This is a genomic window from Ruegeria sp. HKCCD9138, from assembly GCF_057220975.1.
The window spans coordinates 14924-38887 of the sequence record NZ_JBWVAZ010000014.1 but is presented as its reverse complement, the minus strand read 5'-3'; the positions used below and the strand labels follow the sequence as shown (position 1 = coordinate 38887).

The following is a 23964-nucleotide window of genomic DNA, read 5'->3' as shown; positions in this document are numbered from 1 at the left end:
GCTACACGCTTTCGTTTTGAACAACTTGTTGACTGCGCAGCCACATGATCGGCGCGACAACAAAGACAAGCATGACGACTGCGACGGCTGACGCGACAGGCCAATCTCTGTTGCTGAAGAATTCGTTCCAGATTACCCGCCCAATCATCAGAGTATCTGATCCGCCGAGAAGAGTTGGGATAACATACTCGCCAACAGCCGGGATAAAGACCAGCATAGAGCCCGCCACAACGCCAGGCACAGACAGCGGAAGGGTGACGTTCACGAAGGTATGAAAGGGCTTAGCACCCAAATCTGCGGATGCTTCCAGCAGATCATTTTCAAGTTTCGTCAGCGTCGCATAAATGGGGAGAATCATGAAAGGAAGGTAGGAATAGACGATACCCACATAGACAGCGGCATCAGTTCGAAAAATCTCCAGTGGCTCGGTGATAATCCCGAGCGACAAAAGCACGTTGTTGATTACGCCATTGGTATTCAAAAAACCGATCCATGCGTACACACGTAATAGAAACGAAGTCCAGAAAGGCAGGATTATCAAGAGAAGCAGAACGTTTCTGCGGGAAGGATGTGCCCGCGCAATTACATAGGCCATCGGGTAGCCCAGAAGCAGTGCCAGACATGTTGAGATGGTTGCTATCTTCAGGGAAGACACAAAGGAATCGAAGTACAGACGGTCTTCCAATATCCACAGGTAGTTTGCGAAGTTCAATTTGGCCAACAAAGAGCCATCTCCAAAACTGAAAATCGGTAGATATGGTGGCTGCGCGATCACGGCTTCCGAGAAAGAAATTTTGAAAACAACTAAGAATGGCACTAGGAAAAACAGAAGCAGCCAAAAAATAGGGATAGCCCCCGCCAACCACCGGCCCAAAAACGAACGGCGTGGTGCGTACTGCATGTGATGTCCAACAATGCTCATTGTTGAAGCACCACGCCAGCGTTGTCGTCCCAACTCACGAAGACTTTGTCGCCGCTTGATAGCCCTTGGTTCACGCTGCGCACTGTATTGACCTGCATGACCTGCACTGTTTTGCCGTGCGAAAGGCTGACAATGATCTTGGATTGTCCGCCTACATATCCAATCTCTTGGACGGTTCCTGCGAACGAGTTGTTTGGTTGATCTGGCCTAGTTTGCGTCAATCGAAGTTTTTCTGGTCTAATGGCAAACCAAAGCCGCTGATTGGGCGTGCAACTGACGCCATGGTGAATGTGAATCGCTTCGTTGATTTCAGGTACATTCAGGGTGATATGATCCGGCCGGTCTTCGACTACGAAGCCTTCGAACAAATTCACTGAGCCAACGAATTCTGCGCTGAAACGGCTATTTGGAAACTCATAAACCTCTTGGGGATCGCCGAGCTGCACTATGTCTCCTTCGCGCATAATCCCGATGCGATCCGACAGTGTCATCGCTTCGTCTTGATCATGGGTCACCACTACGAACGTGATACCCAGTGTTTCCTGAACTTTGATGAGCTCAAATTGTGTTTCTTCGCGCAGTTTCTTGTCTAACGCTGCGAGTGGCTCATCCAAGAGAAGAAGTTTAGGGCGCTTGATCAGTGAGCGTGCCAGCGCGACGCGCTGTCTTTGTCCTCCGGACAATTGATGTGGTTTGCGGTGTCCCAAACCCGCCAGCTGGACAAGGTCAAGCATTTCGTCGACCCGCGAACGGATTTCTGATCGCATTACTCCTTCGCGGTGAAGTCCATAGGCGATGTTCTTGGCGACATTCATATGTGGGAAAAGCGCGTAGGATTGGAACATCATATTGGTAGGACGGGCAAATGTCGGAACATCCGTCATATCGACGCCATCAATTTCGACTGTACCGGATGTTGGAGTTTCTAAACCCGCCAGCATCCTCAAAAGGGTGCTCTTTCCGCTGCCGGACGCGCCCAGAAGGCTGAAGAGCTCGCCTTTATAAATATCCAAAGAGACTCCGTTCACAGCGACCACCGAACCGAATTGCTTTCGTACATCGCGGATGCGCACGTACGGTTCGGATACTACGTTTTGGAGATTGGTCGGTGCGGCAGATAGGATGAGGTTTCCATCATGCTTATTTGTGTTCAACATGACCAACCTTTCGGCGCAGAAATGGCCTTGGTTTCCAAGAAATCCTCGATGCCAAAAAGTCCGCCTTCTCGGCCATTGCCTGAAGTTTTGTATCCGCCGAATGGACTTCCGTAATCCAAATCAGTACCGTTTATATGCACCATGCCCGATTTAAGTTTTTGGGTTACACGGGCTGCGCGGTTCGGGCTGCCTGTTTGAACATAGGCCGCCAGTCCATACGGAGTATCATTCGCAATATCGATAGCGTCTTGCTCGGCGTCAAAGGGCAGTATGCAAAGAACGGGTCCAAAAACCTCTTCACGTGAAATCGCCATTTTGTTGTCGACGTCCGCAAAAACCGTCGGACGAACGAAATGCCCAGCATTCATGTGTTTTGGTCTGCCAACGCCTCCTACCAAAAGCCTTGCGCCTTCGTTGATACCCGTGTCGATTAACCTTTGAACGTGCTCAAATTGAGTTCTAGAGACCAACGGCCCAAGGTGATCTCCTGGTTCCTCTGGATTTCCCACTGAATGCGCTGAAGCGGCTTCCTTGGCGACGGCAATGGCTTGATCGTAGACGCTGCTTTGCACCAACAAGCGCGTCGGGGCGTTGCAGGATTGACCAGAATTCATAAAACACAGGTCTACGCACTCTTTGACCGCTTGGGGGACGTCTGAATCTTCGAAGACTATGTTTGGCGATTTGCCACCTAACTCTAAAGTGACGCGTTTGACGGTTGTAGATGCGCTTTTGGTTACTGCAACACCAGCGCGTGTCGAACCAGTAAATGATATCATCGCGATATCACGATGACGAGACAGAGCTTCCCCTACTTGAGGCCCTTCGCCATTGACCAGATTAAACACACCAGGTGGCACACCGGCCTCGTCAAGAATGTCGGCATAAAGCATTGCGCTAAGCGGTGTGATTTCACTGGGCTTAAGAACCATTGTACATCCCGCAGCTAGCGCTGCGAGAACCTTTAATGCGATCTGGTTGACCGGCCAGTTCCAAGGCGTGATAAGTCCGCACGGACCAATCGGCTCACGCAGTATCTGGTCTCCGTTAGGAAGGTCCTCTTTGAATTTGAGATGTTCCAAAGCTGCCAGAATTCCGTCCAAATGACCTAGCCCGACAGGAACTTGTGCACTCTTAGAAAGATCGATGGGCGCCCCGAGTTCTGCGGTAATCACACGCGCCATGTCTGGAGCACGTTTTTCGAATACGACTCTGATCTTCCTTAGAAGCGAAATCCGTTCCTGCACGGTCCAGTTCGAAAATTCTTCGAAAGCGGTGTTTGCAGATTCCACCGCATTATCAACGTCTTCCTCTGCTCCAAGCGAGATAGAGGTAATAGCGTCTTCGGTAGCAGGGTTTTCGACGACGAGACATTTTTTTCCATGGGGATCTACCCATTCGCCGCCAATGAAAAACTTGAGATCTCTATTTGTACGCATCACGCCATATCTCCGAAGACAAGATTTCTGGTTGTGGACCGATCGACTGACGCCCTTTTTCAAGTGAGCGCCAGCCAGCTTCAGACTACTTATTGGTTTTGATTTCAGTCCAAAGACGTGTCAGCAATCGATCGGTCTTCTTGTCTTTCACTTGGTTCGCCCAAAGCTTGGATTTGGCTTCTACGCTTGGGAAAATCCCGGTGTTTGAGAGGATATCCTTGTCAATAAGTGGGATCGCGGCCTCGTTGGCGTTCGCATACCAGATAGTGTTCGTGAAATCGGCTCCAACTTTCGGCTCTAGAACAAAATTGATGAAGGCATGTGCCGCTTCGGGATTGGGGGCGTCAGCCGGAATGGCCATCATATCCATCCATTGATAGGCACCCTCATTCGGAATAACATAGGAGATGTTCACGTCACTCCCGGCCTCTTCGGCGCGCGCTTGGGCAATGAATACGTCGCCGTTCCACCCGATTGCCGCGCAAATCTCACCAGATGCCAGATCGTTCAAGTACTGCGCGGAGTCGAACGCTCTTACGTGAGGTCGCACAGAACTCAAAAGATCGGCGGCGGCTTCCAAGTCCTCTTTGCTGGTGGAGTTGGGATTTAATCCCAGGTAATTGAGTGCAGTTGGCATCACATTGGTCGGAGAATCCAAGAACATGACGCCGCAATCAGCCAACTTTGCGATGATCTCCGGCTTGAAAACGAGATCCCACGAGTTCACGACATAGTCATCGCCCAGCCGCTCGCGCACCATATCAACATTGTAGCCAATGCCAGTTGTACCCCAAGCCCAAACAATCGCATGAGTGTTGCCTGGGTCATAGACAGCTGCAGAGTTCATAATGGTTTGATCTAGGTTTTCCCAATTTGGGATTTTGCTTTTGTCCAGTGGTTGAAAGATGCCGATAGCTGCCTGCCGCTGCAAGAAATCACCTGATGGAACAACGACGTCATATCCGGAACTTCCCGCCAACAACTTGGCTTCCAAGACCTCGTTGCTTTCATAGAAATCGTAGACTACGTCGATTCCGGTTTGATCAGTGAATTCTTGAACAGTAGTTTCGCCAATGTAATCCGACCAATTATAAACATGTAGCACTTGGCCTTCTGCGCTTGCCGATGCAGTGCTCAGGCAAAATGCGATGGCGCTCAGGTGGTAGACGGTTCGTTTCATTTTTTACTCCCTGCTTGGTTTGTTGACCTGTTTGTATTGGTCGCAACGCAAGCATTCGGTCGCTGTCGTTGCCTTGAATCCTTGCCGCCCGCCCAAAGCGGACGGTTGCTCCAAGCATCTATTGCCGAATAGGCCAGCAAAGCCGCGTTGATGGTGGAACGTCTTGGTCCATAGATACGAGGGGGCAGTTTTCGAACGATTTCTGGCAGGCGTAGTGCATCTTTTTCGGGATCGTCCGATGCCATGATACGGGCTTGTTCGATGCCCATCCAAGTAGCGTTGTTAAGCCCGCTTCCATGGCAACCTAGCGCGTAACCGATGCTTGGATCACTCGGAAGGCAACCCAGCGCCGGAACGCCGCGCCGCGTCACACAAACCAATCCATCCCATTGATATGACACATCGACATGTTTCCAGCAGGGGAACATCTTTCGAAACTGCGTGTTCAGCCAATCCGCCTTGCGCGCCCTTGCTGCCCGGCTACCGATTGTATCGCCACGCCCACCGATCAGAAAACGATTGTCTGGCAACAGTCGGTAGTAAAACAATTTGTTGTTGGACGTATAGACCGGCGTTGTAGATTTGAAACCTGCGCGCTCAAGCTCCGAGTGTTCCAGTGGTCTGGTAACAAGAATGCTTGATATCAACGGCAAGACTCGGCGGTTTAGCTCTGAGTTTAGGTGATCCGAAGTATACGCGTTTGTCGCGACAATTACGCGGTTCGCACTGATCGAACCTTCAGCGGTTCTTAGGACATGCTGTTTCCCAACCTTGCACCAATCCAGCACGCGCGAGTTGCAATACAGCTGTGCGCCATTGCGGGCTGCAGCTCTGGCCAAACCTACGGTGTACTTTAGCGGGTGAATGCCACCACCACCGTGAATATGGAGCCCCCCACAAACGAAATCGCCGCTGTGAATCCGAGATTTGAATTCAGCTTCGCTGAGATACTCGACCTCTTTTCCTGCAATTGCCTCATGGACCTTAGGTTGCATCTGAAGATCCAAAGCGGCGCGTTTGGAGGTCGCAGCAACGACAACGCCTTCACCAGTGGCTTCAATATCGATGCCTTCGTCGCGGGCGAGTTCGTAGATCAGTTCAGTCGCACGATATTGTTGATCAGCAAAATTTCTAGCGGCATCAATCCCATATTTTGTGCACATTCCCTCAAGCGACAGCTTGCTTGCCATGCCGGAATTGAAGCCTCCGGCGCGCCCCGATGCGCCCCATCCAACGCGGCCTGCCTCAAGTACGGCAACTTTCTTGCCATATTGCTTTGCGAGTTTGAGCGCAGAAACCAAGCCGGTTATTCCGCCGCCGATAATGGCTACGTCGGCCTCCAAATCTTCCTGGAGGTTGGGGAAATCTGGGATATGCGCCGTTGACCCCCAATAGCTGTCTGGTAGCTCCCCAAACTGGTAGGTATCTCTGTGATAGACGTCTTTGAGCTTATTCATTTCAAACCTCAAAGATACCAGTCGTATTCGCGTGCCGTAATTTCTGAGAAATAGGAGTCGAGTTCCGCCGATTTGATATCGGCATAAGCAGCCGGATAGTTCGCGCCAAAATACTCTTTCAAGAATTCTGAGCCGCGCATCCTTTCGAGTGCTGTCCACAGTCGTGTGGGCATCTGCGGGTCGACCTCCGCACCAGCATTTCCTGTTTGTTTGTCGGTCACGGACAGCTTCTGAGTGAGTCCTTGGTGAATGCCTGCTAGGATCGCCGCAACAACGAGGTAGGGGTTGGCATCAGCACCAGCGACGCGGTGTTCGATCCGACGCGCTGTATCCATTGAGTGGGGTACGCGGAAGGCAACAGATCTGTTATTGTGGTCCCAAGAATTATTGACGGGTACGAAATTGTCGGGCGTAAAGCGCCGATAGGCATTCACATTCGGAGCAAAAAACGCGAAGCACTCGTACATCGCCTGTTGGAGGCCGGCGATCGCGTGACCAAGGCTGTTTTGCCCTACTTCCTCAACACCGCCAAAAATGTTTCGACCAGACCCGTCCAGCACGCTGAGATGGATATGCATTCCATTGCCGGATTGGCCGATAAATGGGTAAGACATGAATGTCGCATCGTATCCATGTTGCTGTGCAACGCCGCGGACTGCTCTCCGCAGCAGTAGAGCCTGATCACAGGCAGATACAACGTCGTTTGTATGGGCTAAGTTGACTTCATATTGCCCGCGTCCATACTCGCTACTGGCGGCGCCAGCGGGAATGCCCTGAGCCTCGCAAACCGCGTCGACGTCCTGCAAAAAACTGCCAAATTCATCAAGTTTTTCAAAGCTCAGGACCCTGGGTGATTCGTTAACTCGCCCTGTTAATGGAGAACAGGGAGACTGAATTAATCCAGCGTCGTCACGTGAAGGAGCAATGAGATAAAACTCCAATTCACAGGCGATCACTGGCGTCAGATCAAGCTCGGCAAACCGCGCCAAGACCCGCTTGAGAATGGACCTTGGATCGAACCACCATCCCAAAGGATCCGCATCGTTCTTCATTTCGATGAGGCACTGGGCCAGGGCGTTGTCAGACCATGGTACTGGCTTGAGCGACCCAACGATCGGCATACAAACCGCATCTGGATCACCATCGGAAAACCCTATGCCGAAGACATCATGGCATTCACCTACTACATCCAGCATGGTTGCGCCCGCGCAGAACTGTGTGCCGCTTTTATAGAGGCTTTGAAGGTCTTTGATCGGATAGCGCTTGCCAATAGGTTTTCCAGCAAGATCGAACAGAATAGCGTCCACGAACTGCACATCTGGATGCGCGTTCCGGAAGCTGTCTAACTCGCTGTTGTTCTCAGGTTTCGTTAACAATTGCGCCCCCTAGGTTGGCCGTTTTTTTCACGTTACGTGCCAACGTGAATTCAACAACTTGAGTTATTCTTCCGTTTTGGATACTTTTTGACTCCAATGAGAGAACCGAAACTTCCCCCTTTGAACGCCATCAAGGCCTTTGATGCAGCAGCGCGCCATGGTGGTTTTCGTGCAGCAGGAGAGGCGATGAACGTCTCTCATGGCGTTGTTGGACGGCATGTACGGCTACTTGAGCAGCGTATCGGCGTGGAGCTATTCGCAACCAAGAGTAGGGGTGTGGAGTTGACCGAAGAAGGTCGCTACTACCACGCTACGATTTCCAAAGCTCTCCGGATGATTAGCCGTGCTACTGCCGAGCTTGAGGCGGAAGGGCAGGCACGATTCGTCCGAATTGTTGCGGTACCGGGCCTTGCTTCGAAATGGCTAGGACCTCGGCTGCGAGAGCTCACAAGTGATCTGCCCAATGCGCGGATCGTGATTACTGCCGATGACAGTTTTGACGCCGTGTTGTCGGGGGAGGCAGATTTTGGAATAGGATATGGCTCGCGGGCCGAGTTCGCAGGCAGGCTTGAGCCTCTCGCTCATCCAAAGGTCTTTCCGGTCGCGTCACCAAAGTACATTCAAGAACACGGGCCGTTTGATGGTATCGAAGACCTCTATGGCGCGGACTGCTTGGATGAAGATTTTGGTGGCTGGTGGGATATGTTCTTTGAAGATCACGGGTTAGTCAGTCAGCGCGCGACACAGCTCGTTTTTTCGTCAGCGTCTCAGGTCGTGGATGCTGCCCTTGCCGATCAGGGGATAGCTTTGGTGAACCCGTTCCTGGTTGAACCTTATTTGAAGTCCTCTGCTCTTTTGCGCGTGACGGACCTGGAATACGATGGCGGAACCTATTGGATTATTCGCCCAAAAGGTAAGGTCACTAGCCATATCGCCGAAACCTGTATCGAGCGGATTGTGGACCAAGCAAAGAAAACTAACCTGTCGTAAGACATCCAAATTCCCAAAGCCTTCGACGATGTCATTCAACAAAGCGCACAGAACGTATAGGTGCCAAAAAGCTCCCGGTGTGGAGAGGTATTTGACATCGTTCTTTGGCCGAAGTGGCAGTAATGCTCAGAGATAAAGCTTATTGGGAGAGCATCGTGGTTCAGCTAGACCGAAGACAATTTCTTGCGGCTGCATCAGCTTTCGCGGCGACAGGTGCGACTGCAAATGCGGCATCAAACAATCCTGAGGTTGTGGTCATTGGTGCGGGTGCAGCTGGTATCGCAGCAGCACGAAAACTGATCGCAGGCGGGGTCGACGTCGTTGTTTTGGAAGCCAACCGTCGCATCGGAGGCAGGATTTACACCGATACGTCGTCATTCAACACACCTTACGATACCGGCGCACATTGGCTTCATAATGGGGCAAACAACCCATTTGTGCGCTACGGGAAGAAAAATGGCTTCTCGCTCTACAAGGCTCCAGACAATGAGGTCCTGTTTGTTGGAAACAGGCCGGCCAAACCTGAGGAACAGTCAGCATACGAAACAGCGTCAACCGCTCTTGTCTCCGCAATCGAAGCAGCGGGCGAGGCAGGCAAAGATGTCAGCGCAGCATCCGTTGCGCCAAAGACGGGCGAATGGGATCGCACGGCGCAGTTTCAGGCCGGTCCTTATGAGATGGGAAAGGACCTAAGAGAATTCTCGTGCTCGGACTGGTACACCGGTGAGGGCGGCGTCGACTGGTTTTGCAAAGAAGGCTTCGGCAGGCTCTGGCAGCACAGCGCGCGAGGAGTCCCTGTTCAGTTGCAAACGATGGCAAAGACCATTCGATGGGGAGGGAAGGGCGTCACAATCGATACGAACAGGGGTAGTATTCGTGCGAAGGCATGCATTGTAACAGTATCCACCGGCGTATTGGCAGCCAATGGAATCCGTTTCTTGCCCGCGCTCCCGGTGATCAAACAAGAAGCATTCGACGGAATCTCAATGGGTCTCTACAACCATGTAGCACTTGAGTTTAAGTCAAACATCTTTGGCGCCCAACCGGATACCTTTTTGACATATCAGATCGGAGCGGACGACCCTGGCGGGGTCGGTTTTTTGACCAACGTTTCAGGGTCAACGCTGACGCTAGCTGATTTCGGCGGGGACTTTGCTTGGGAAATTGAAAAACAAGGGGACCAAGCAGCCATTGACTTTGCCGTTTCTCGTTTGCGCGCAATGTATGGCTCAAAGGTCGGAAATGCGCTACAAAAGGCCAAGGCGACCAATTGGGGTAAAGACCCACTGACCCGTGGGTCCTACGCCTCTGCCAAGCCGGGCGCGCAGCATCTTCGGCGTGTTCTAAGGCAACCAGTCGGAGGCCGTATTTGGTTTGCTGGTGAGGCCTGCAGTCCAAGCGAATGGGCAACGGTCGCAGGAGCCCACAAAAGCGGTCAGAAAGAGGCTAAGAACGTCATTCACGCTCTTAAGAAGATTTAAAGATAACGGGATGTCCGATCCTTAGCCATCGGCGTCTCGGGTTTTTCGGCGTTTCCGCGGGTCTATCGGTCATGAAACGGCCATTTCAGGGAGTTTTTGAAACCTGCCGGCACTCAGAACATGCCATTGTCATGTTTACTGATCTTGGGAATGACTTGCAGCACATCCCAGTGCTCGACAATCTTGCCATTGTCATCCAACCGGAAAATATCGATCCCGGCATATTCAAGGGCATCAGGCCAGACTTGGTGACAGTGTAGTACTACCTTGTCACCCTCGGCCAGCGCGCATTTGATTTCAACGCGCTTGCCAGGATAATCACGCGCCATTTCCTCGAAATAGGAAATGAACCCCTCTTTCCCCGACACGACTTCTGGATTGTGCTGGATGTAGTCGTCACCCACATAAGTTTCGATTGCTTCACGTGGCTTGCAGTCATTGAACATCATTTCGTAGAATGCGGAGACGTTACGCTTGTTTTCTTCGAGATTTGCCATGGTAACTTCCTCAGAATGGGTAGTGCTGGTGCGGATCCTCAATGGTCACCCAGCGAATTGAGGTAAATGCGTCGATGGCAGCTTTGCCGCCAAACCGACCATAGCCGGAGTCCTTGACGCCCCCAAATGGCATCTGGGCCTCATCGCCCACGGTGGGACCATTGATGTGGCAGATACCACTTTCGATCCGATCCGCCACAGACATCGCGCGCTGGATGTTCGAGCTATATACTGAAGCCGACAAACCATAGGCGGTATCATTTGCCACCCGGATTGCTTCCTCGTCATCCTTCACGCGAATTATCGGCTTGACCGGACCAAAACTCTCTTCTGCATAAATGGTCATCTCGGGCGACACACCATCAATCAGCGTCGCCTCGACAATCGAACCATTCCGGCCGCCACCGGCGATGACTTTCCCGCCCTTGGCGGTTGCATCTGCAATGATCTCTTCCATTTTTTTGGCAGACTCAGGGGTGACAAGAGATCCCAAGACAACCTTTTCGCGCGGATCGCCGGCAGGCAGTGAATTTGCCTTTGCCGCGAACGCCTCAATGAACTTGTCCGCGATACCTTCGTGCACGATAACGCGCTCGGTCGACATGCAGATCTGGCCCTGGTTCATGAAGGCTCCGAAGGCTGCGCCGTTAACCGCACCTTCGATATTCGCGTCGTCCAACACAACCATTGGGGCCTTTCCACCCAGTTCCAGCAAAACCGGTTTCAGATTCTCGGCGGCCTTCTTAGCGATGATGCGGCCGACACCTGTCGATCCGGTGAAGTTGATGTGGCGAACTTCTGGTGTGGCGATCAACGCCGATACGACGTCCGCAGCATCTTCTGGAGCGTTTGTGATGACATTCAGCACACCATCCGGGAAACCCGCCTGCCGAAACACTTCACCGATTGCGAGATGAGTTGCCGGGCACATTTCGGATGCTTTCAAAATCGCCGTGTTGCCACAGGCTATTGCCATCGCGACCGAACGGGTCCCCAGAATAATCGGCGCATTCCAGGGGGCAATACCAAGGCACACACCCAAGGGTTTGCGTTGCGCCATCGAAAGGGTCCCGGGTTTATTGGCCGGAATGATCTCTCCGGTGATCTGTGTCGTCATCGAAGCCGCCTCGCGCAAAATGCTCGCCGCCAGCATGCAGTTGAACCCGGTCCAGGGCGCGGTTGCGCCGGTTTCCTTTGTCGCTGTGGCGACTATTTCAGATGTCAATCCTTCAAGAACATCCGCAGCCTTCAGCAATAATCCGCGACGCTCTGCCGGACTGGTTTTTGACCAGGTGGGAAAGGCTTCGCCTGCGGCCATAGCCGCAGCCTTCGCATCCGCAACTGACGCTGCCGGAGCAGTAGTTGCGATGTCACCTGTTACCGGATCAAGACGCTCGAAGACACGCCCATCCTGCGCGGCGGCGTCAACGCCGCCGATCAACATTGAAATTGCCATTTTGAATACTCCTGAAGTCTTACGAAATTCCGTTTGATGTCGCTTCGATATGGGCTCGCATGCCACCGTCAGATGCAATATTGATACCCCGCAGCCACACCGATCCGTCAGACAGCAAGAATGCGACGACGGGAGCGATGTCCTGAGGTGTCCCCGGGCGATCCATGATCTTCATATCTTCCTCGGCCCGTTCACCCAGAGTTTCGAGAAAGTCGCCAAGAATTGGAGTCTCGACAGGCCCTGGGCTGACCGAGTTCATGCGGATACCACGGTCGCGCCACGTCCAACGATTTTCATGTGTCCAGGCCACCAGAGCCTGTTTGCTGAAAAAATAGCTGTTCTCGGCAGTGATGCCATTGTTAGCGCAGAAATCGGCAACGCCTGCATGATCCAGATTGGCCACCGCCTGAATTTTTGCGATCTCGCCTTCCCAGCCAATTCCCGCCAGCGAGGCAAGATTCACGATCGAGGCGTTGTCAGCAAGGCTGTCAACCAAACCAAGCGTCAACCGTTTCAGAGCCACCAGATTGACGGCAATCACCACTTCAACCGGCGCGGTCGGTGGAACACCTGCGATGTTCGCCAACCCGTCCGCCTTCACACCCTTCAGCTCTTCGATCAGTGCATCGAGTGCTGCCTCATCAGTTAAATCTACCTGTTGAAACACGTCCACCTCAACACTTGGAGTGTTGCGGTCTACACCGATGACCATTGCCCCCTGGGCTTTTAGAACGCGGGCGGTTTCTTCACCAATGCCGGACGATACGCCTGTTACAATGATCTTTTTTCCTGCCAACATCAGGTTTTCTCCCGTTAGAATTTGCGATTGACAATATAGCCGGTGGGGATGGCCTCCCCCGGCAGACGAGGGCCAATCCAGCCCCAAAGTCCTTTGGGCAAGAATAGAGCGAACAACACCGCAATGGCCCCCAATCCGACAAGGTACCAGGCACCATAGGCTCCGAACCAAGTCTCGATCACGAAGAACAACACCGCGCCAATAAGGGCGCCTTCGATCCGACCCAATCCGCCGACGAGCACCATGAAGAGCATGTAAGCAGTCCAGTGCACGCCAAAGAACGCGCGCGGTTGAAAATTCGAGGCAGATGCCAGCCACAGCGCCCCAGCTGCTGCCGTGCCAGTGGCTGCCAGAACAAACACGATCCTTTTGGTACGCATCACGTTCACGCCAATGGAACGTGCGCCAAGCTCGTCATCCCGAATGGCGGTGATTGCAGCCCCCATGCGTGATCTCAGCAGCACTATCAGCGCGACAAATATGGCAATCGTCACGGCCAACGCCAGCCATAGCGTGATCGCTGATCGGGTCTGGATATCATAGACATTCATCTGGATCAGTGAGATCCCGGTTTCGCCCTGAATAAGCGGATCGAGGTTCACGCAAAGATGCGCCAGCGATGACAGAACCCACATACCGATTGCGAACTCGCCATCTTTTAGAGTGAGCATGAACAGCGATGTTACCCAGCCCAACCCAGCGCCAATCGCAATTGATGCCAGAATCGCCAGATACGGGTCCAAGCCTGCGTCCGACAGGCGAATGGTCGTATAAGCGGCAAGGCCGAAAAACAAGGTCTGCCCGATAGACACCAACCCGGCAAAACCAGCGAGCGCATTCCACATGACAGCAAGTAGAATGTAGACCAAAAGTGCCACGGCACGACCTGCGCCTCCGACGCCTAGTACGAAGGGGACGACAGCTATCACAATTGCCACGATAACGAGCAGTGCCATAGTCATGCGCGCCGTTGGGCCGCCGCGCGAAACAGTCAGACGCGCAGAAGTCATACCATTACTCCTTTTCGGTTCAGGCCCAACAGAGTTTTGAGGTTGAATGATCCTCCACGAAGTCGGATAAACACGGCCGCAAGAAACGCGAGGTGTCCGCCGATCAGGAAACCCTGCGGGTGGATCATGGCCGCCAGAGATTGCGCAAAGGCCAGTATCATGGCACCCGCCATGACGCGCCACAGCGACCCCAGGCCACCGATTACAACGGCTTCAAAGGCAAACAGCAATTGAGCTGACCCTCCATAGGGGCCCCAGGCACTGCGCAATCCCATTGCGGCGGCAGCTATCACACCTGTGGCGAGAGCGATGCCAGTCGCGATGGCAGCAGTCCGAGAAGTATCGATGCCCAGCAAGGATGCGGTCGCCCGATCCTGACTGACGGCCTGTATGCGATGGCCAAGCGTGGTGTGGCGCAGCATCCATTCCAGCCCGGCAACGACCACAAAGGCAGTAATCAGGATGTAGACGCTGAGTTTACCGATGAAGATAGAACCGGGAAGTTCAAAAGACGCCCAGCTCAGGTCTCCGACCAGCGGTGCCAGCGAAAGGCTGTCTGCACCGAACGTCTGAAACATCAGGTTTTCGAGAATGATAGACAATCCAAACGTTGCGAGGATCGGTAGAAGTTCGCCACCTCCCGAAGCGCGCGACAGCACACCACGGTGCATGATGATTCCGACACCGAACATGACTACCGCCATGACGACGATTCCGACAGGCAACGGCAGCCCAAAGCTATCGCCAAGAAGCCATAAACCGTAAGCCGCGAGTACGATCAACGCGCCATGGGCAAGGTTGATTATATTCATAACCGAGTACATAAAAGCCAACCCGGTGGCCAGAACGGCATAGTAACCACCCAGCAGGATGGCAGTGATCAATTGCGCAGTCATTGGCGCTCACCTTCTTCATGGCCAAAGCTGGCAGACGCGAGCTGTTCCAGATTGGTGTCCTTGGGTTTTGTTTTTAGGGTGACATGGCCCTCGCACACCACGACCAGTTCGTCGGCCAAAGACAGTGCCCTGTTCAGGTCCTGCTCGACAATCAGCAGGGCCAGCCCCATCTCGCGCAGCCTCAGCAATGTTTCATAGGCGAATTCAACGGCTGCTGGCGAAAGGCCCAACGACACTTCGTCCAGCATGATTGCAACCGGGTCTCCCAAGAGGGCGCGCCCTATGGCCACCGCTTGTTGCTCACCACCCGACAGTTTACCGGCCGGGGATCGGTCGAGCTTGGCAAGGTTGGGGAACGCTTCGTATATGGCCTCGATATTCCACGGCCCTTCCCGCGATGTGGAGGTGCCCAGCATCAGGTTTTCACGGACACTCATTTTCGGGAACAATCTACGTCCCTCGGGCACTAGCGAAAGGCCCGAACGGGCGCGATGATGGGCGGACAGATTCGACACATCCACTCCGGACAGGACCACACGGCCCGACGTTGCCTTGTGATCACCCGCGACCGAACGCAGAAACGTGGTCTTTCCAGCGCCATTGGCGCCAAGCAGGAACATCATTTCGCTGGGGCGCACTGAAAGCGACACGCCATGCACCGCTTTCAACTGTCCATGATGTGCGTGAATATCTTGTATTTCAAGGGTACTCATGCAGCGGCTCCGAAATAAGCAATCTGAACTTCCGGTGCGTTGACCACATCCTGCGGGTTGCCGTCGGCCAGCACCCGGCCTTCGGCCATGCAGACCAGCCGCGTGCAGGTTTCCAGAAGGAGACGCATGATGTGTTCGATCCACACGATGGTAACGCCACGCGCATGAATGGATTTGACCAAAGCGACCAATGCGTCTCCTTCAGTGTCGGTCAAACCCCCACCGATCTCATCCAGCAACAACACTTTGGGATCCGTCGCCAGAGCTCGGCTCAGCTCCAACCTTTTGCGATCCAGTAAACCAAGCGTTTCAGCGGGCCGATTGGCGACGTGAGCCAGCCCAGTTTCCTCAAGAACAGCCCAGGCTTCGTCAATCGGATCTTCGGCATGGGTTGTGCGGCCGTGGTTCACTGCCACCAGCACGTTTTCAAACACCGTCATATGACTGAAGGGCTTTGGAACCTGATGGGTTCGCGCCAGTCCGCGACGACAGCGTTCGGCGGTGTCAAGTTGGGTGACGTCCTCTCCCATCAAGTGCACACAACCACCCGTCGGCAGGAGAGCGCCCGTGAGCAGGTTCATGTACGTTGTCTTGCCCGCACCGTTCGGACCGAGAATTCCAACGATTTCACCTCCCGCCAGATCGAGTGAAATGTCCTGGAGCACTTTGTATTCGCCAAAGGACATAGCGATGCCCTCCGAGCGCAGAATCGAGGAAGAGGACGTCATACTGGGCCTCATGCGTTATAGGGACGCAGTTCGCCCGTTACCGGAACATTGGTGTCGGTGGCATTTTCGGTGATCACATAGTCAAAGCTGTGCTTCCCAATGTCAGAGGCCTGCCATTGTGTTCCGATGATCGGACCATTGGCGACGTTCTTCACCGGGCCAGAGTTGAAATCGACCACGCCACCAATGCTGTCGGCTTTGAGTGTCGGCAGCGCTTCTGCGACCGCCTCTTTGTCTTTAGGATTACCTGCGGCTGTCAGGGCTGCCATGGCCACGTCGATTGCCGACAGTGAGGCACCCAGTTGCTGGGTCCATTGCTTTCCTGTGGCAGCTTCATAGCCATCGCACAAATCCGCACCAGTCAGGCCAGTCGTCGGCGAGGTGTAGGGGAAATCTCGGTGCCAGTAACACGCCGAAGACATGTTGTTGCCCAATCCGCCAAGTGCTTCGATGTCCGAGGGAAACAGACCCGTCTTGGCGAGTTGCACAATCTTGACCTGACGGTGAAGGCCCTGCTGGGCAGCCTGCCTCCAGAATGCGGCAAAGTCCGGTGGGATCGGGAAGGTGTTAAAGATTTCTACGCCTTCTTCACGGAACAAACGGATTTGCTGCGAATAGTCCGTTGTACCCGTTTCATATGCACCCGGATCGATGATGGTGTAGCCCGCTTCGGCCAGTTTCGGGGCTAGAACCGCGCGAATGGCGTTACCGTCGGCATCGTTGGGATACATCACACCGACTTTTTTATTAGTTTCCACCAGATCCCATTGGGAAATATAGGCCTGATAAAACTCATCCACGCCGAAGCCGAAATGGTAGGAATACTTGAATGGCGAAGGCTCTCCTGGCTTCGCGCCGCGACCAAAATACCAGGCCTCCCAGGGCATCACGGTCGAGATGCAAGGCACGCCGGCTGCTTCGCAGGCATCTGAGACAGGGTTGATTGTCTCTGGTGTCGACACGGCGATCATGATGTCGACGCCATCGTTATTGATCAGGTCACGCGCCAGCTGACCGGCGCGGGCAGGGTCTGACTGAGTGTCGCGATCGAGGATTTCGACAGCGTAGCCTTGACCATTGATCGTTACGCCGCTGGTCAGAGCCTCGCGCGCCTGTTGCAAAACGTATCCGTCGGTCTGGCCAAAGCCTGCAAGAGGTCCGGAAATCGGGCTGATAAAGCCGACCTTCAGAGGTGTCGATGATTGCGCCAGTGCCTGGCCCCTGCCCAATGCAAAACTGCCCAAGGCGGCTCCTGCTCCCATAAGCAGGTTGCGACGTGATAGGTCAAAGGTCATTGTGTTATCTCCCGTTTCCATAGAGATTTTGTTTCAAGGTGAACTCTTGCTCGTGATCCAGCGGAGTTCGGTGAATTCATCCAGCGCCCAGCGACCACCAAAGCGGCCATAGCCGCTGGACTTTACGCCACCGAATGGAGCGTGGGGGTTGTCATCGATCGTGGGGCTGTTGATGTGGCAAATACCAGTATGAAGACGCCTGGCGATGCTTTCCGTGCGATTGATGTCGGTGCCAAATACTGCCGAAGACAGGCCATATTCACTGTCATTGGCGACGGTAACCGCCTCCAGATCGTTGCGGACACGCGTCACTGAAAGGATCGGGCCAAAAACCTCTTCCTGATAAAGCCGCATCTCGGGTTCGACATGATCTACAAGCGCAGGTTCGAAAAAGGCGCCACGCGCTTGCCCGCCGCCGATCAATGTTGCGCCTTTTCCGACTGCATCGCCTATCAGCCCCGAAAGCCGCTCGGCCGCTGCGATGCTGATCACCGGACCAACCTGAGTGGTCTCATCTGTCGGATTTCCCAGTTTGAGCGCCCGGCGCCCTTGCTCAATCATCTGAACCAACTCGTCCGCTACAGCCTCGTCAACGACAAGTCGTTCAGTGGACATGCAGACCTGCCCCTGATTGACATATGCACCCCAAAGCGCTGCCTCTGCTGCAGCATCCAGATCGGCATCGTCCAGAACGATCATCGCCGCCTGTCCGCCCAGTTCCAGTAAGGACCGCTTGAGGTGTTTTGCGCAGAGTTCGGCAACCCGCCGTCCAACCCGCGTCGAGCCCGTGAAGTTCACTCGCCGAACTACCGGTGACGCAATCAGTGCCTCGACAATCTCTTCACTGTCATCAGGGTGGGTCAGCACTACGCGCGCAACCTCCTGCGGAATACCGCCGTCCCGCAACGTGTCACCGAGCAGTCGAAACGTTCTTGGCGCAAACTCGCTGCCTTTCAGCAGAACTGTGTTGCCGCACAGCAAAGGAGCTGCGATTGCTCTGACACCAAGGATCAAGGGTGCATTCCAGGGCGCGATCCCCAGACACACGCCGCACGGCACTCTTTCAGCGCGGCTGGAATAACCTCTGTGGTCCGGAATAGGTTCCTGCTGGTTAAACCTGTCCTGATACGATGCAACTTCGCGCAGGATTTCGGCGGCGAATGCCACGTTATGGTGCGCCCATTCCGCCGGCATTCCCAGCTCCTCAGCCATCGCAACGCGAAAGAGCTCAACTTTTTCTTCGATTGCGCCGGCAACTGCTTTCAGCAATTGCGCGCGCGCCTGGATGGGCTGTGCCGACCAGGCCGGAAAGGCAGAGGCAGCCTGCCCTGCAAACCTGCGGCAATCGCTTGCGGTGACAGCCTGCTCGGCACTCAACGTCTGTCCCGTTGCCGGGTTGATGTGTTCAATTACCGGTCCGTCTTCGAGGTTGATTGTGGTTGTGTCTGTGGTCATTCAAGCGTTACCGGGCATGTCCCGGCCTCCCTTGCTATTCATTATGAACGAAGTATAATCTCATTAAATGTAAAATTCTGGGCATTTATTGTCCATTTCTGGCGAAAACTGATGAACGAACGATACGCTACCGTGCAGGAAGAGCCTGAGGCCCTTCATGACCGCATGATTCGCCGCCGATTCCCGGATAGCTGTAGTGCCCTGCTGTTTCTCGAGCGCGGACGGCTGAGTTTTGAAGAGACTGGCACCGAGGTTTCAGCACCCGCTCTTTGTTTCTGGCCGCAAAACGATCACACGGCGATCAATCTCGGCGCGGGTTCCCATGCATGGATTTTCGGGCTGAGTGACACCATCATTCTGGACGCAATCGGGGCAAGGTCGGAATCGGTTCACCTCAGAATGCTGATTGAAAAACCATTTCAGGCGGAACTGTCCGATGCACACATTTTGGGGCAGATTGTGGCGCTTTGCGAGTGGTTGGTGAGCGAAATCAACAACACCAAAAATCAGTCCCCGATGTCCATGGCCGCCTTTCTGAGGTTGATGCTCATCGGAGCCTTGCGGGTCCACAGCCCGCAATCACAAACCAACAAGGCTGAGCAAACCGATCTCTTGCGTCGGTTTCGGCATTTAGTCGAATTGCACTATCGCGATCATTGGCAGGTTGCGACTTATGCCGATGATCTCGGCATCGCATACGACCGGTTGCATCGTATCTGTAAACGCGAGACGGGCCGCAGTCCGGCTGAATTGGTGCATGAACGCCTGACCGCCGAAGCAAAGGCCCGACTGGAAAATTCAGGCTTTCCGCTGAAGAAGATTGCAGAGGATCTGGGTTTCCCGGATGCCAGTCGCTTTAGCCACTTTTTCAAGCGCCGCACGGATATGTCTCCTGGCGCCTACCGTGCGATTGTTTCTCGCCCTGATGGGGAAGATCTGGGTGAACTGCGCAGGGGCTTTGCGGATTGGCCCTGAAAGTGCCATTTCGGTTCAGGTTTCCAGCCCCATTCTGTCCAGGGCGCTATTGACCGCAATTCCGAAAACCTGCGCCTGAGGGGAAAGCACCTCGTCAGGCCGGTGCATCAACCCCACCGGGCCGCGTGTGATGGCCGTGTTAAAGGGCAATGCGACAAGTTTGCCATCGGCGATTTCATTGGCAACAACCCCAGCCGATATGATCCAGATAGCGTCAGAGCGACGGGTATAAACCCGGCCAAAAGCGCCCGACACCGTTTCGATGCGATTGTCGATGTTTCCAACACCGTGCGCTATCAGATACCTCTCTACTAAAGGTCGAATGGCCGATCCTTCGGAGGGGAAAATCACCTGCCATTCGCCAATTCGTTTTATGTCCGGAACGTCAAGCAGGGGATGTCCTGCGCGCACTACAAATTGCACGCGTTCTTCATAGAGTTGTGTAAACGATACGCCTTGCATTGTTTCCGGACGCCCCAATCGCCCAATCACCAAATCCAAGTCTCCAATACGAAGACGCTCCATCAAATACCCGTGCGGGCCATCCATAATACGCAGGGTCGTATTGGACGCCAACTCCGCGAAATCGGCGGCCACTACCGGCATCAGACGAGCGGCGACGGATGGTAAGGCACCCACCGAAAGCCGGGTCTTGCCTTGCACTCCGACCTGCTCAACTCCGGTCAAACCCTGTTGTAGCGCCGCGAGCGACATTTCTGCAAAATGCAGGAACACCTCACCCTGACGCGTCAGTCCGACGCCTGCACGATTGCGCGTTAACAGAGTCGTTCCCATGATGTCTTCAAGCTCCTTTAGCGTCTTGGATATGGCTGGTTGAGTCAGAAATAGCTTCTCAGCCGCAATCTTGAAGCTTCTCTCCCGGCAGATTTCGATGAAACACTGAATGTGACGGAACTTGATACGGCGGTCGATCATTTACTTTCCTTTTTTGGTAATTAAATTCGATTTTTCTTCATTTTACTTTGCAAATTCAATCATTCAATATGTTGCTAAGGAATTTCTCGGGGGAAACAATGCGTACTCAGGTCGCCATTATCGGCGGTGGCCCGTCCGGGCTTCTTCTTAGTCAGCTGCTACATCGCAAGGGTATCGATACGGTCGTTTTGGAGCGAAAAACCAAGGACTACGTTCTGGGTCGTATCCGTGCCGGTATTTTGGAAGTCGGCTTTGTTGATTTGATGCGCGAGGCCGACGTGGCAGAGCGTATGGACAAAGAGTGCTTTGTTCACGACGGCACTGTTATTTCTTATGGCGAGTCTCAGTTCAGCATTAACTTCAAGGAATTGACCGGCAGCCATGTCGTTGTTTATGGCCAAACCGAAGTCACGCGTGATCTGTACGAAGCGCGAGAGGCGATGGATGGAAAGATTGTTTTCGACACTGAGGACGTCCAGATTCATCAAGCCGACAGTGATGCACCCTATGTAACCTATGTGGTGGACGGAACCGAACACCGCGTCGACTGTGACTTTGTTGCCGGGTGCGACGGCTTCCACGGTGTGAGCCGTCAAGCCATTCCTCTGACCGTCCGAAAGGAGTACGAAAAACTCTACCCGTTCGGCTGGCTGGGCGTTCTGTCGGAAACACCTCCGGTTAATCATGAACTGATTTATTCCGGTTCGAACCGTGGCTTCGCACTGTGCTCAATGCGCAACGACAACCTCAGCAGGTATTACATCCAGTGCTCGCTGTCCGACGCGCCCGAGGATTGGACCGACGCCGCCTTTTGGGAGGAGCTCAAACGGCGAATACCAAATGAGTATGCGGAACAGCTCGTCACAGGTCCGTCGATCGAAAAATCCATCGCACCACTGCGCTCATTCGTGACCGAGCCGATGCGGTGGGGACGCCTGTTCCTTTGTGGTGACGCTGCCCATATCGTTCCGCCGACCGGGGCCAAAGGGTTGAATACCGCGGCAAGTGACATCCATTATCTCTACAATGGGCTTCTTCAGCATTACGAGGAAGGCGACAGCGAAGGCATTAATCGCTACTCGGAAAAGGCATTGGCGCGCATCTGGAAAGCCGAGCGTTTCAGTTGGTCGACCACCAACCTGCTGCACCGCTTCCCGAAGCAGAACGATTTTGACTTAAAAATGCAACAGGCTGACATCGACTTCCTGCGAGAAAACCGCGAGGCCCAATCGGTATTTGCCCAGAACTATGTCGGGCTGCCCTACTGATGCAGGTTGCGACGCTGGAAAAGGTGCGTCTGCACTGGCGTGAAGATGGTGATCCAGACGGGTTTCCTGTCGTGTTCGCCAACTCGCTCGGCACGGATCTTCGCCTTTGGGACAAAGTGATCCCGATGTTGCCTGCTGGTCATCGGCTCATAAGGTTTGACAAGCGCGGACACGGGCTCTCGTCATGTCCGCAAGCCCCTTATGCGATAGACAACCTGACCCAGGATTTAGAAGAACTGCTGGACAGCCTAGGCATCACATCCTGCATCTTTGTCGGTGTTTCTATCGGTGGCATGATTGGGCAATCTCTTGCCGCACGTCGACCCGACCTTGTCCGCGCAATGGTTCTGTCAAACACAGCGGTCCGGATGGGTGAGGCTGAGGTGTGGAAGGACCGAATTGCGGCTGTAATATCTGGTGGAGTCGCGTCGACGGCCGAATCCATCTTGGAACGCTGGTTTAGTGGAGCGTTTCGGGAAACTGAGGAGTTGGAGGCCTGGCGGAACATGCTGATCCGAACTCCTCTTGAGGGCTATGTCGGGTGTTGCTCGGCGATTGCGGGCACCGACCTGAGCAAAACATCGGCTGATCTTTCGATGCCAGTTTTGGTGATTGGCGGTTCAGAGGATCTTGCCAGCCCCCCCGCTCTTGTCAGTGAGACTGCCTCGCTCATCCCAGGAGCACGATACGAAGAGATTGTCGGCGCGGGACACCTGCCTTGCGTCGAGGCGCCGGTACAATTCGTCGCTCTGATCGGCAAGTTCATTGAGGAGATACTGAATGGTTGATCGCTTTCAACAAGGAATGAAAGTGCGGCGGTCGGTTCTGGGGGACGCTCACGTGGACCAGGCCGAAACTGCCAAGACCGCATTTGATGAACCCTTTCAAACGCTGATCACTGAAAGCGCTTGGGGAACTGTGTGGGCCTCGGATGGTCTAACAGATCGAGAACGTTCCATGCTGACGCTGGCCTTGCTGGCGGCTTTGGGAAACTTCGAGGAAATCCCCATGCACATCCGAGCCACGGCAAACACCGGTGCAAGCAAACAGGACGTTCTGGAAGCCTTTCAGCATGTGGCTATCTACGCGGGCGTTCCACGCGCCAACCAAGCGCTGAAACTGGCCAAGAAAACTTACGATGAAATGGAACAAGATTAACGAGGAAGCGCGCAGCATCCCAACGACTTAAAAGGAGTGATCCGACTATGTTGAACCCTGGTGAATTCTACCAACGCGACCGCGAGTGGCAGCCGCCCGCTTTGACGCCAGATTACAAAACTTCCGTTGCGCGTTCGCCGCAATATTCGTTGATCAGCCTGCAGAATTCAGCAAGCGAGATTACCGGCCCGGTGTTTGGCCACAATGATGTCGATCCGATCGACAATGATCTTATCCTGAATTACGCCAAGCCCGGTGAAGGCCCGATCGGCGAGCGGATCATCGTGCATGGCCGTGTGCTTGATGAAAACGGCCGCCCCGTCCCGAACACGCTCGTTGAGGCATGGCAAGCAAATGCCGGCGGGAGGTATCGTCACAAGAAAGATACCTACCTTGCTCCGATAGACCCGAATTTCGGAGGCTGCGGACGAACACTGACTGACGAAGACGGGTACTACTTTTTCAGAACAGTCAAACCCGGCGCCTATCCGTGGCGCAATTGGGTCAACAACTGGCGGCCCGCACATATCCACATGTCCATCTTCGGCACCGGATTTGCACAGCGACTGATCACACAATGTTATTTCGAAGGCGATCCGCTGATCGATAAATGCCCCATCGTCAACGTCATTCCGGATAAAGCGGCCCGGGACCAGTTGGTCGCCGCGCTGGATCTGAACGCGACCATTCCGCTGGATACGATCGCCTACAAGTTTGACATCGTATTGCGGGGACGCCGTTCAACACTCTTTGAAAATCGTCTGGAGGGGAACTGA

The 23964-nt window shown here is 54.0% G+C and carries 23 protein-coding genes; 7 read left to right on the top strand and 16 right to left on the bottom strand.

What is annotated here, in order from left to right; all coding sequences use genetic code 11:
• Position 1: 1 nt before the first annotated feature.
• From AC2TEL_RS19395 to AC2TEL_RS19370, 6 genes are all read right to left on the bottom strand, one after another.
• Entirely contained in the window at positions 2-922 is a 921-nt protein-coding gene (locus AC2TEL_RS19395) for an ABC transporter permease subunit (RefSeq protein WP_480862803.1), read from the bottom strand.
• Positions 919-2079, bottom strand: coding sequence for an ABC transporter ATP-binding protein (locus AC2TEL_RS19390; RefSeq protein WP_480906304.1), 1161 nt, complete (start codon positions 2077-2079; stop codon positions 919-921). Before AC2TEL_RS19390 ends, AC2TEL_RS19395 begins: the two co-directional genes overlap by 4 nt.
• The gene (locus tag AC2TEL_RS19385; RefSeq protein ID WP_480862902.1) at positions 2073-3518 is read right to left on the bottom strand and encodes an aldehyde dehydrogenase family protein; all 1446 of its coding nucleotides are present in this window, start codon (positions 3516-3518) and stop codon (positions 2073-2075) included. The genes AC2TEL_RS19390 and AC2TEL_RS19385 overlap by 7 nt, the downstream gene beginning before the upstream one ends.
• 85 nt (positions 3519-3603) lie before the next feature.
• Positions 3604-4698 carry a polyamine ABC transporter substrate-binding protein gene (locus AC2TEL_RS19380; protein ID WP_480842138.1) on the bottom strand — a complete coding sequence of 365 codons (1095 nt, stop codon included), beginning with the start codon at positions 4696-4698 and terminating at the stop codon, positions 3604-3606.
• Positions 4695-6155, bottom strand: a complete 1461-nt coding sequence (locus AC2TEL_RS19375; protein WP_480906303.1) for an NAD(P)/FAD-dependent oxidoreductase — start codon at positions 6153-6155, stop codon at positions 4695-4697. The genes AC2TEL_RS19380 and AC2TEL_RS19375 overlap by 4 nt, the downstream gene beginning before the upstream one ends.
• Before the next feature lie 8 nt (positions 6156-6163).
• Positions 6164-7531: a glutamine synthetase family protein gene (locus tag AC2TEL_RS19370; RefSeq protein ID WP_480906300.1), complete on the bottom strand. Its 1368-nt coding sequence runs from the start codon at positions 7529-7531 to the stop codon at positions 6164-6166.
• Between the two features lie 120 nt (positions 7532-7651).
• On the opposite strand from AC2TEL_RS19370, the gene AC2TEL_RS19365 reads away from it, so the two are divergent.
• Together AC2TEL_RS19365 and AC2TEL_RS19360 are read left to right on the top strand one after the other, a co-directional pair.
• On the top strand, positions 7652-8521 hold the full coding sequence (locus AC2TEL_RS19365) for a LysR substrate-binding domain-containing protein (protein WP_480862811.1): 870 nt from the start codon (positions 7652-7654) through the stop codon (positions 8519-8521).
• A gap of 122 nt (positions 8522-8643) precedes the next feature.
• Positions 8644-10002: a flavin monoamine oxidase family protein gene (locus AC2TEL_RS19360; RefSeq protein ID WP_480906297.1), complete on the top strand. Its 1359-nt coding sequence runs from the start codon at positions 8644-8646 to the stop codon at positions 10000-10002.
• A gap of 113 nt (positions 10003-10115) precedes the next feature.
• Here AC2TEL_RS19360 and AC2TEL_RS19355 read toward each other — a convergent pair whose 3' ends face one another.
• The 9 genes from AC2TEL_RS19355 to AC2TEL_RS19315 are packed head-to-tail and all read right to left on the bottom strand — an operon-like array spanning position 10116 to position 18851.
• Positions 10116-10499, bottom strand: a complete 384-nt coding sequence (locus tag AC2TEL_RS19355; RefSeq protein WP_480862815.1) for a nuclear transport factor 2 family protein — start codon at positions 10497-10499, stop codon at positions 10116-10118.
• Between the two features lie 10 nt (positions 10500-10509).
• On the bottom strand, positions 10510-11955 hold the full coding sequence (locus tag AC2TEL_RS19350; protein WP_480906294.1) for an aldehyde dehydrogenase: 1446 nt from the start codon (positions 11953-11955) through the stop codon (positions 10510-10512).
• 19 nt (positions 11956-11974) lie between these two features.
• A complete protein-coding gene (locus AC2TEL_RS19345; RefSeq protein WP_480906292.1) occupies positions 11975-12754 on the bottom strand; it encodes a coniferyl-alcohol dehydrogenase in 780 nt (259 codons plus the stop codon).
• A 14-nt stretch (positions 12755-12768) separates the two neighbouring features.
• On the bottom strand, positions 12769-13764 hold the full coding sequence (locus AC2TEL_RS19340) for a branched-chain amino acid ABC transporter permease (RefSeq protein ID WP_480842122.1): 996 nt from the start codon (positions 13762-13764) through the stop codon (positions 12769-12771).
• Positions 13761-14660: a branched-chain amino acid ABC transporter permease gene (locus AC2TEL_RS19335; RefSeq protein ID WP_480906289.1), complete on the bottom strand. Its 900-nt coding sequence runs from the start codon at positions 14658-14660 to the stop codon at positions 13761-13763. The genes AC2TEL_RS19340 and AC2TEL_RS19335 overlap by 4 nt, the downstream gene beginning before the upstream one ends.
• Positions 14657-15373 (bottom strand): ABC transporter ATP-binding protein, encoded by a 717-nt coding sequence (locus AC2TEL_RS19330; protein WP_480842118.1) that lies wholly within the window; start codon positions 15371-15373, stop codon positions 14657-14659. Before AC2TEL_RS19330 ends, AC2TEL_RS19335 begins: the two co-directional genes overlap by 4 nt.
• Positions 15370-16101 carry an ABC transporter ATP-binding protein gene (locus AC2TEL_RS19325; protein WP_480842116.1) on the bottom strand — a complete coding sequence of 244 codons (732 nt, stop codon included), beginning with the start codon at positions 16099-16101 and terminating at the stop codon, positions 15370-15372. Before AC2TEL_RS19325 ends, AC2TEL_RS19330 begins: the two co-directional genes overlap by 4 nt.
• Before the next feature lie 8 nt (positions 16102-16109).
• Complete coding sequence (locus tag AC2TEL_RS19320) at positions 16110-17396, bottom strand: ABC transporter substrate-binding protein (RefSeq protein ID WP_480906286.1); 1287 nt, start codon at positions 17394-17396, stop codon at positions 16110-16112.
• A 33-nt stretch (positions 17397-17429) separates the two neighbouring features.
• Positions 17430-18851 (bottom strand): aldehyde dehydrogenase family protein, encoded by a 1422-nt coding sequence (locus AC2TEL_RS19315; protein ID WP_480906283.1) that lies wholly within the window; start codon positions 18849-18851, stop codon positions 17430-17432.
• Positions 18852-18962: 111 nt separating this feature from the next.
• On the opposite strand from AC2TEL_RS19315, the gene AC2TEL_RS19310 reads away from it, so the two are divergent.
• The gene (locus AC2TEL_RS19310; RefSeq protein ID WP_480906280.1) at positions 18963-19826 is read left to right on the top strand and encodes a helix-turn-helix transcriptional regulator; all 864 of its coding nucleotides are present in this window, start codon (positions 18963-18965) and stop codon (positions 19824-19826) included.
• A gap of 15 nt (positions 19827-19841) precedes the next feature.
• On the opposite strand, the gene pcaQ is transcribed toward AC2TEL_RS19310, so the two are convergent.
• Positions 19842-20762, bottom strand: coding sequence for a pca operon transcription factor PcaQ (gene pcaQ / locus AC2TEL_RS19305; RefSeq protein WP_480906277.1), 921 nt, complete (start codon positions 20760-20762; stop codon positions 19842-19844).
• 98 nt (positions 20763-20860) lie between these two features.
• Between pcaQ and pobA the strand changes: the two genes are divergently transcribed.
• From pobA to pcaH, 4 genes are read left to right on the top strand one after another with little or no spacing between them, the layout of a single operon-like run.
• Positions 20861-22030, top strand: coding sequence for a 4-hydroxybenzoate 3-monooxygenase (gene pobA / locus AC2TEL_RS19300; protein WP_480862832.1), 1170 nt, complete (start codon positions 20861-20863; stop codon positions 22028-22030).
• The gene (pcaD, locus tag AC2TEL_RS19295; RefSeq protein ID WP_480862834.1) at positions 22030-22818 is read left to right on the top strand and encodes a 3-oxoadipate enol-lactonase; all 789 of its coding nucleotides are present in this window, start codon (positions 22030-22032) and stop codon (positions 22816-22818) included. Before pobA ends, pcaD begins: the two co-directional genes overlap by 1 nt.
• Positions 22811-23188 (top strand): 4-carboxymuconolactone decarboxylase, encoded by a 378-nt coding sequence (gene pcaC, locus AC2TEL_RS19290; RefSeq protein WP_480862836.1) that lies wholly within the window; start codon positions 22811-22813, stop codon positions 23186-23188. Before pcaD ends, pcaC begins: the two co-directional genes overlap by 8 nt.
• Positions 23189-23235: 47 nt before the next feature.
• Positions 23236-23964, top strand: a complete 729-nt coding sequence (gene pcaH, locus AC2TEL_RS19285) for a protocatechuate 3,4-dioxygenase subunit beta (protein ID WP_480906274.1) — start codon at positions 23236-23238, stop codon at positions 23962-23964.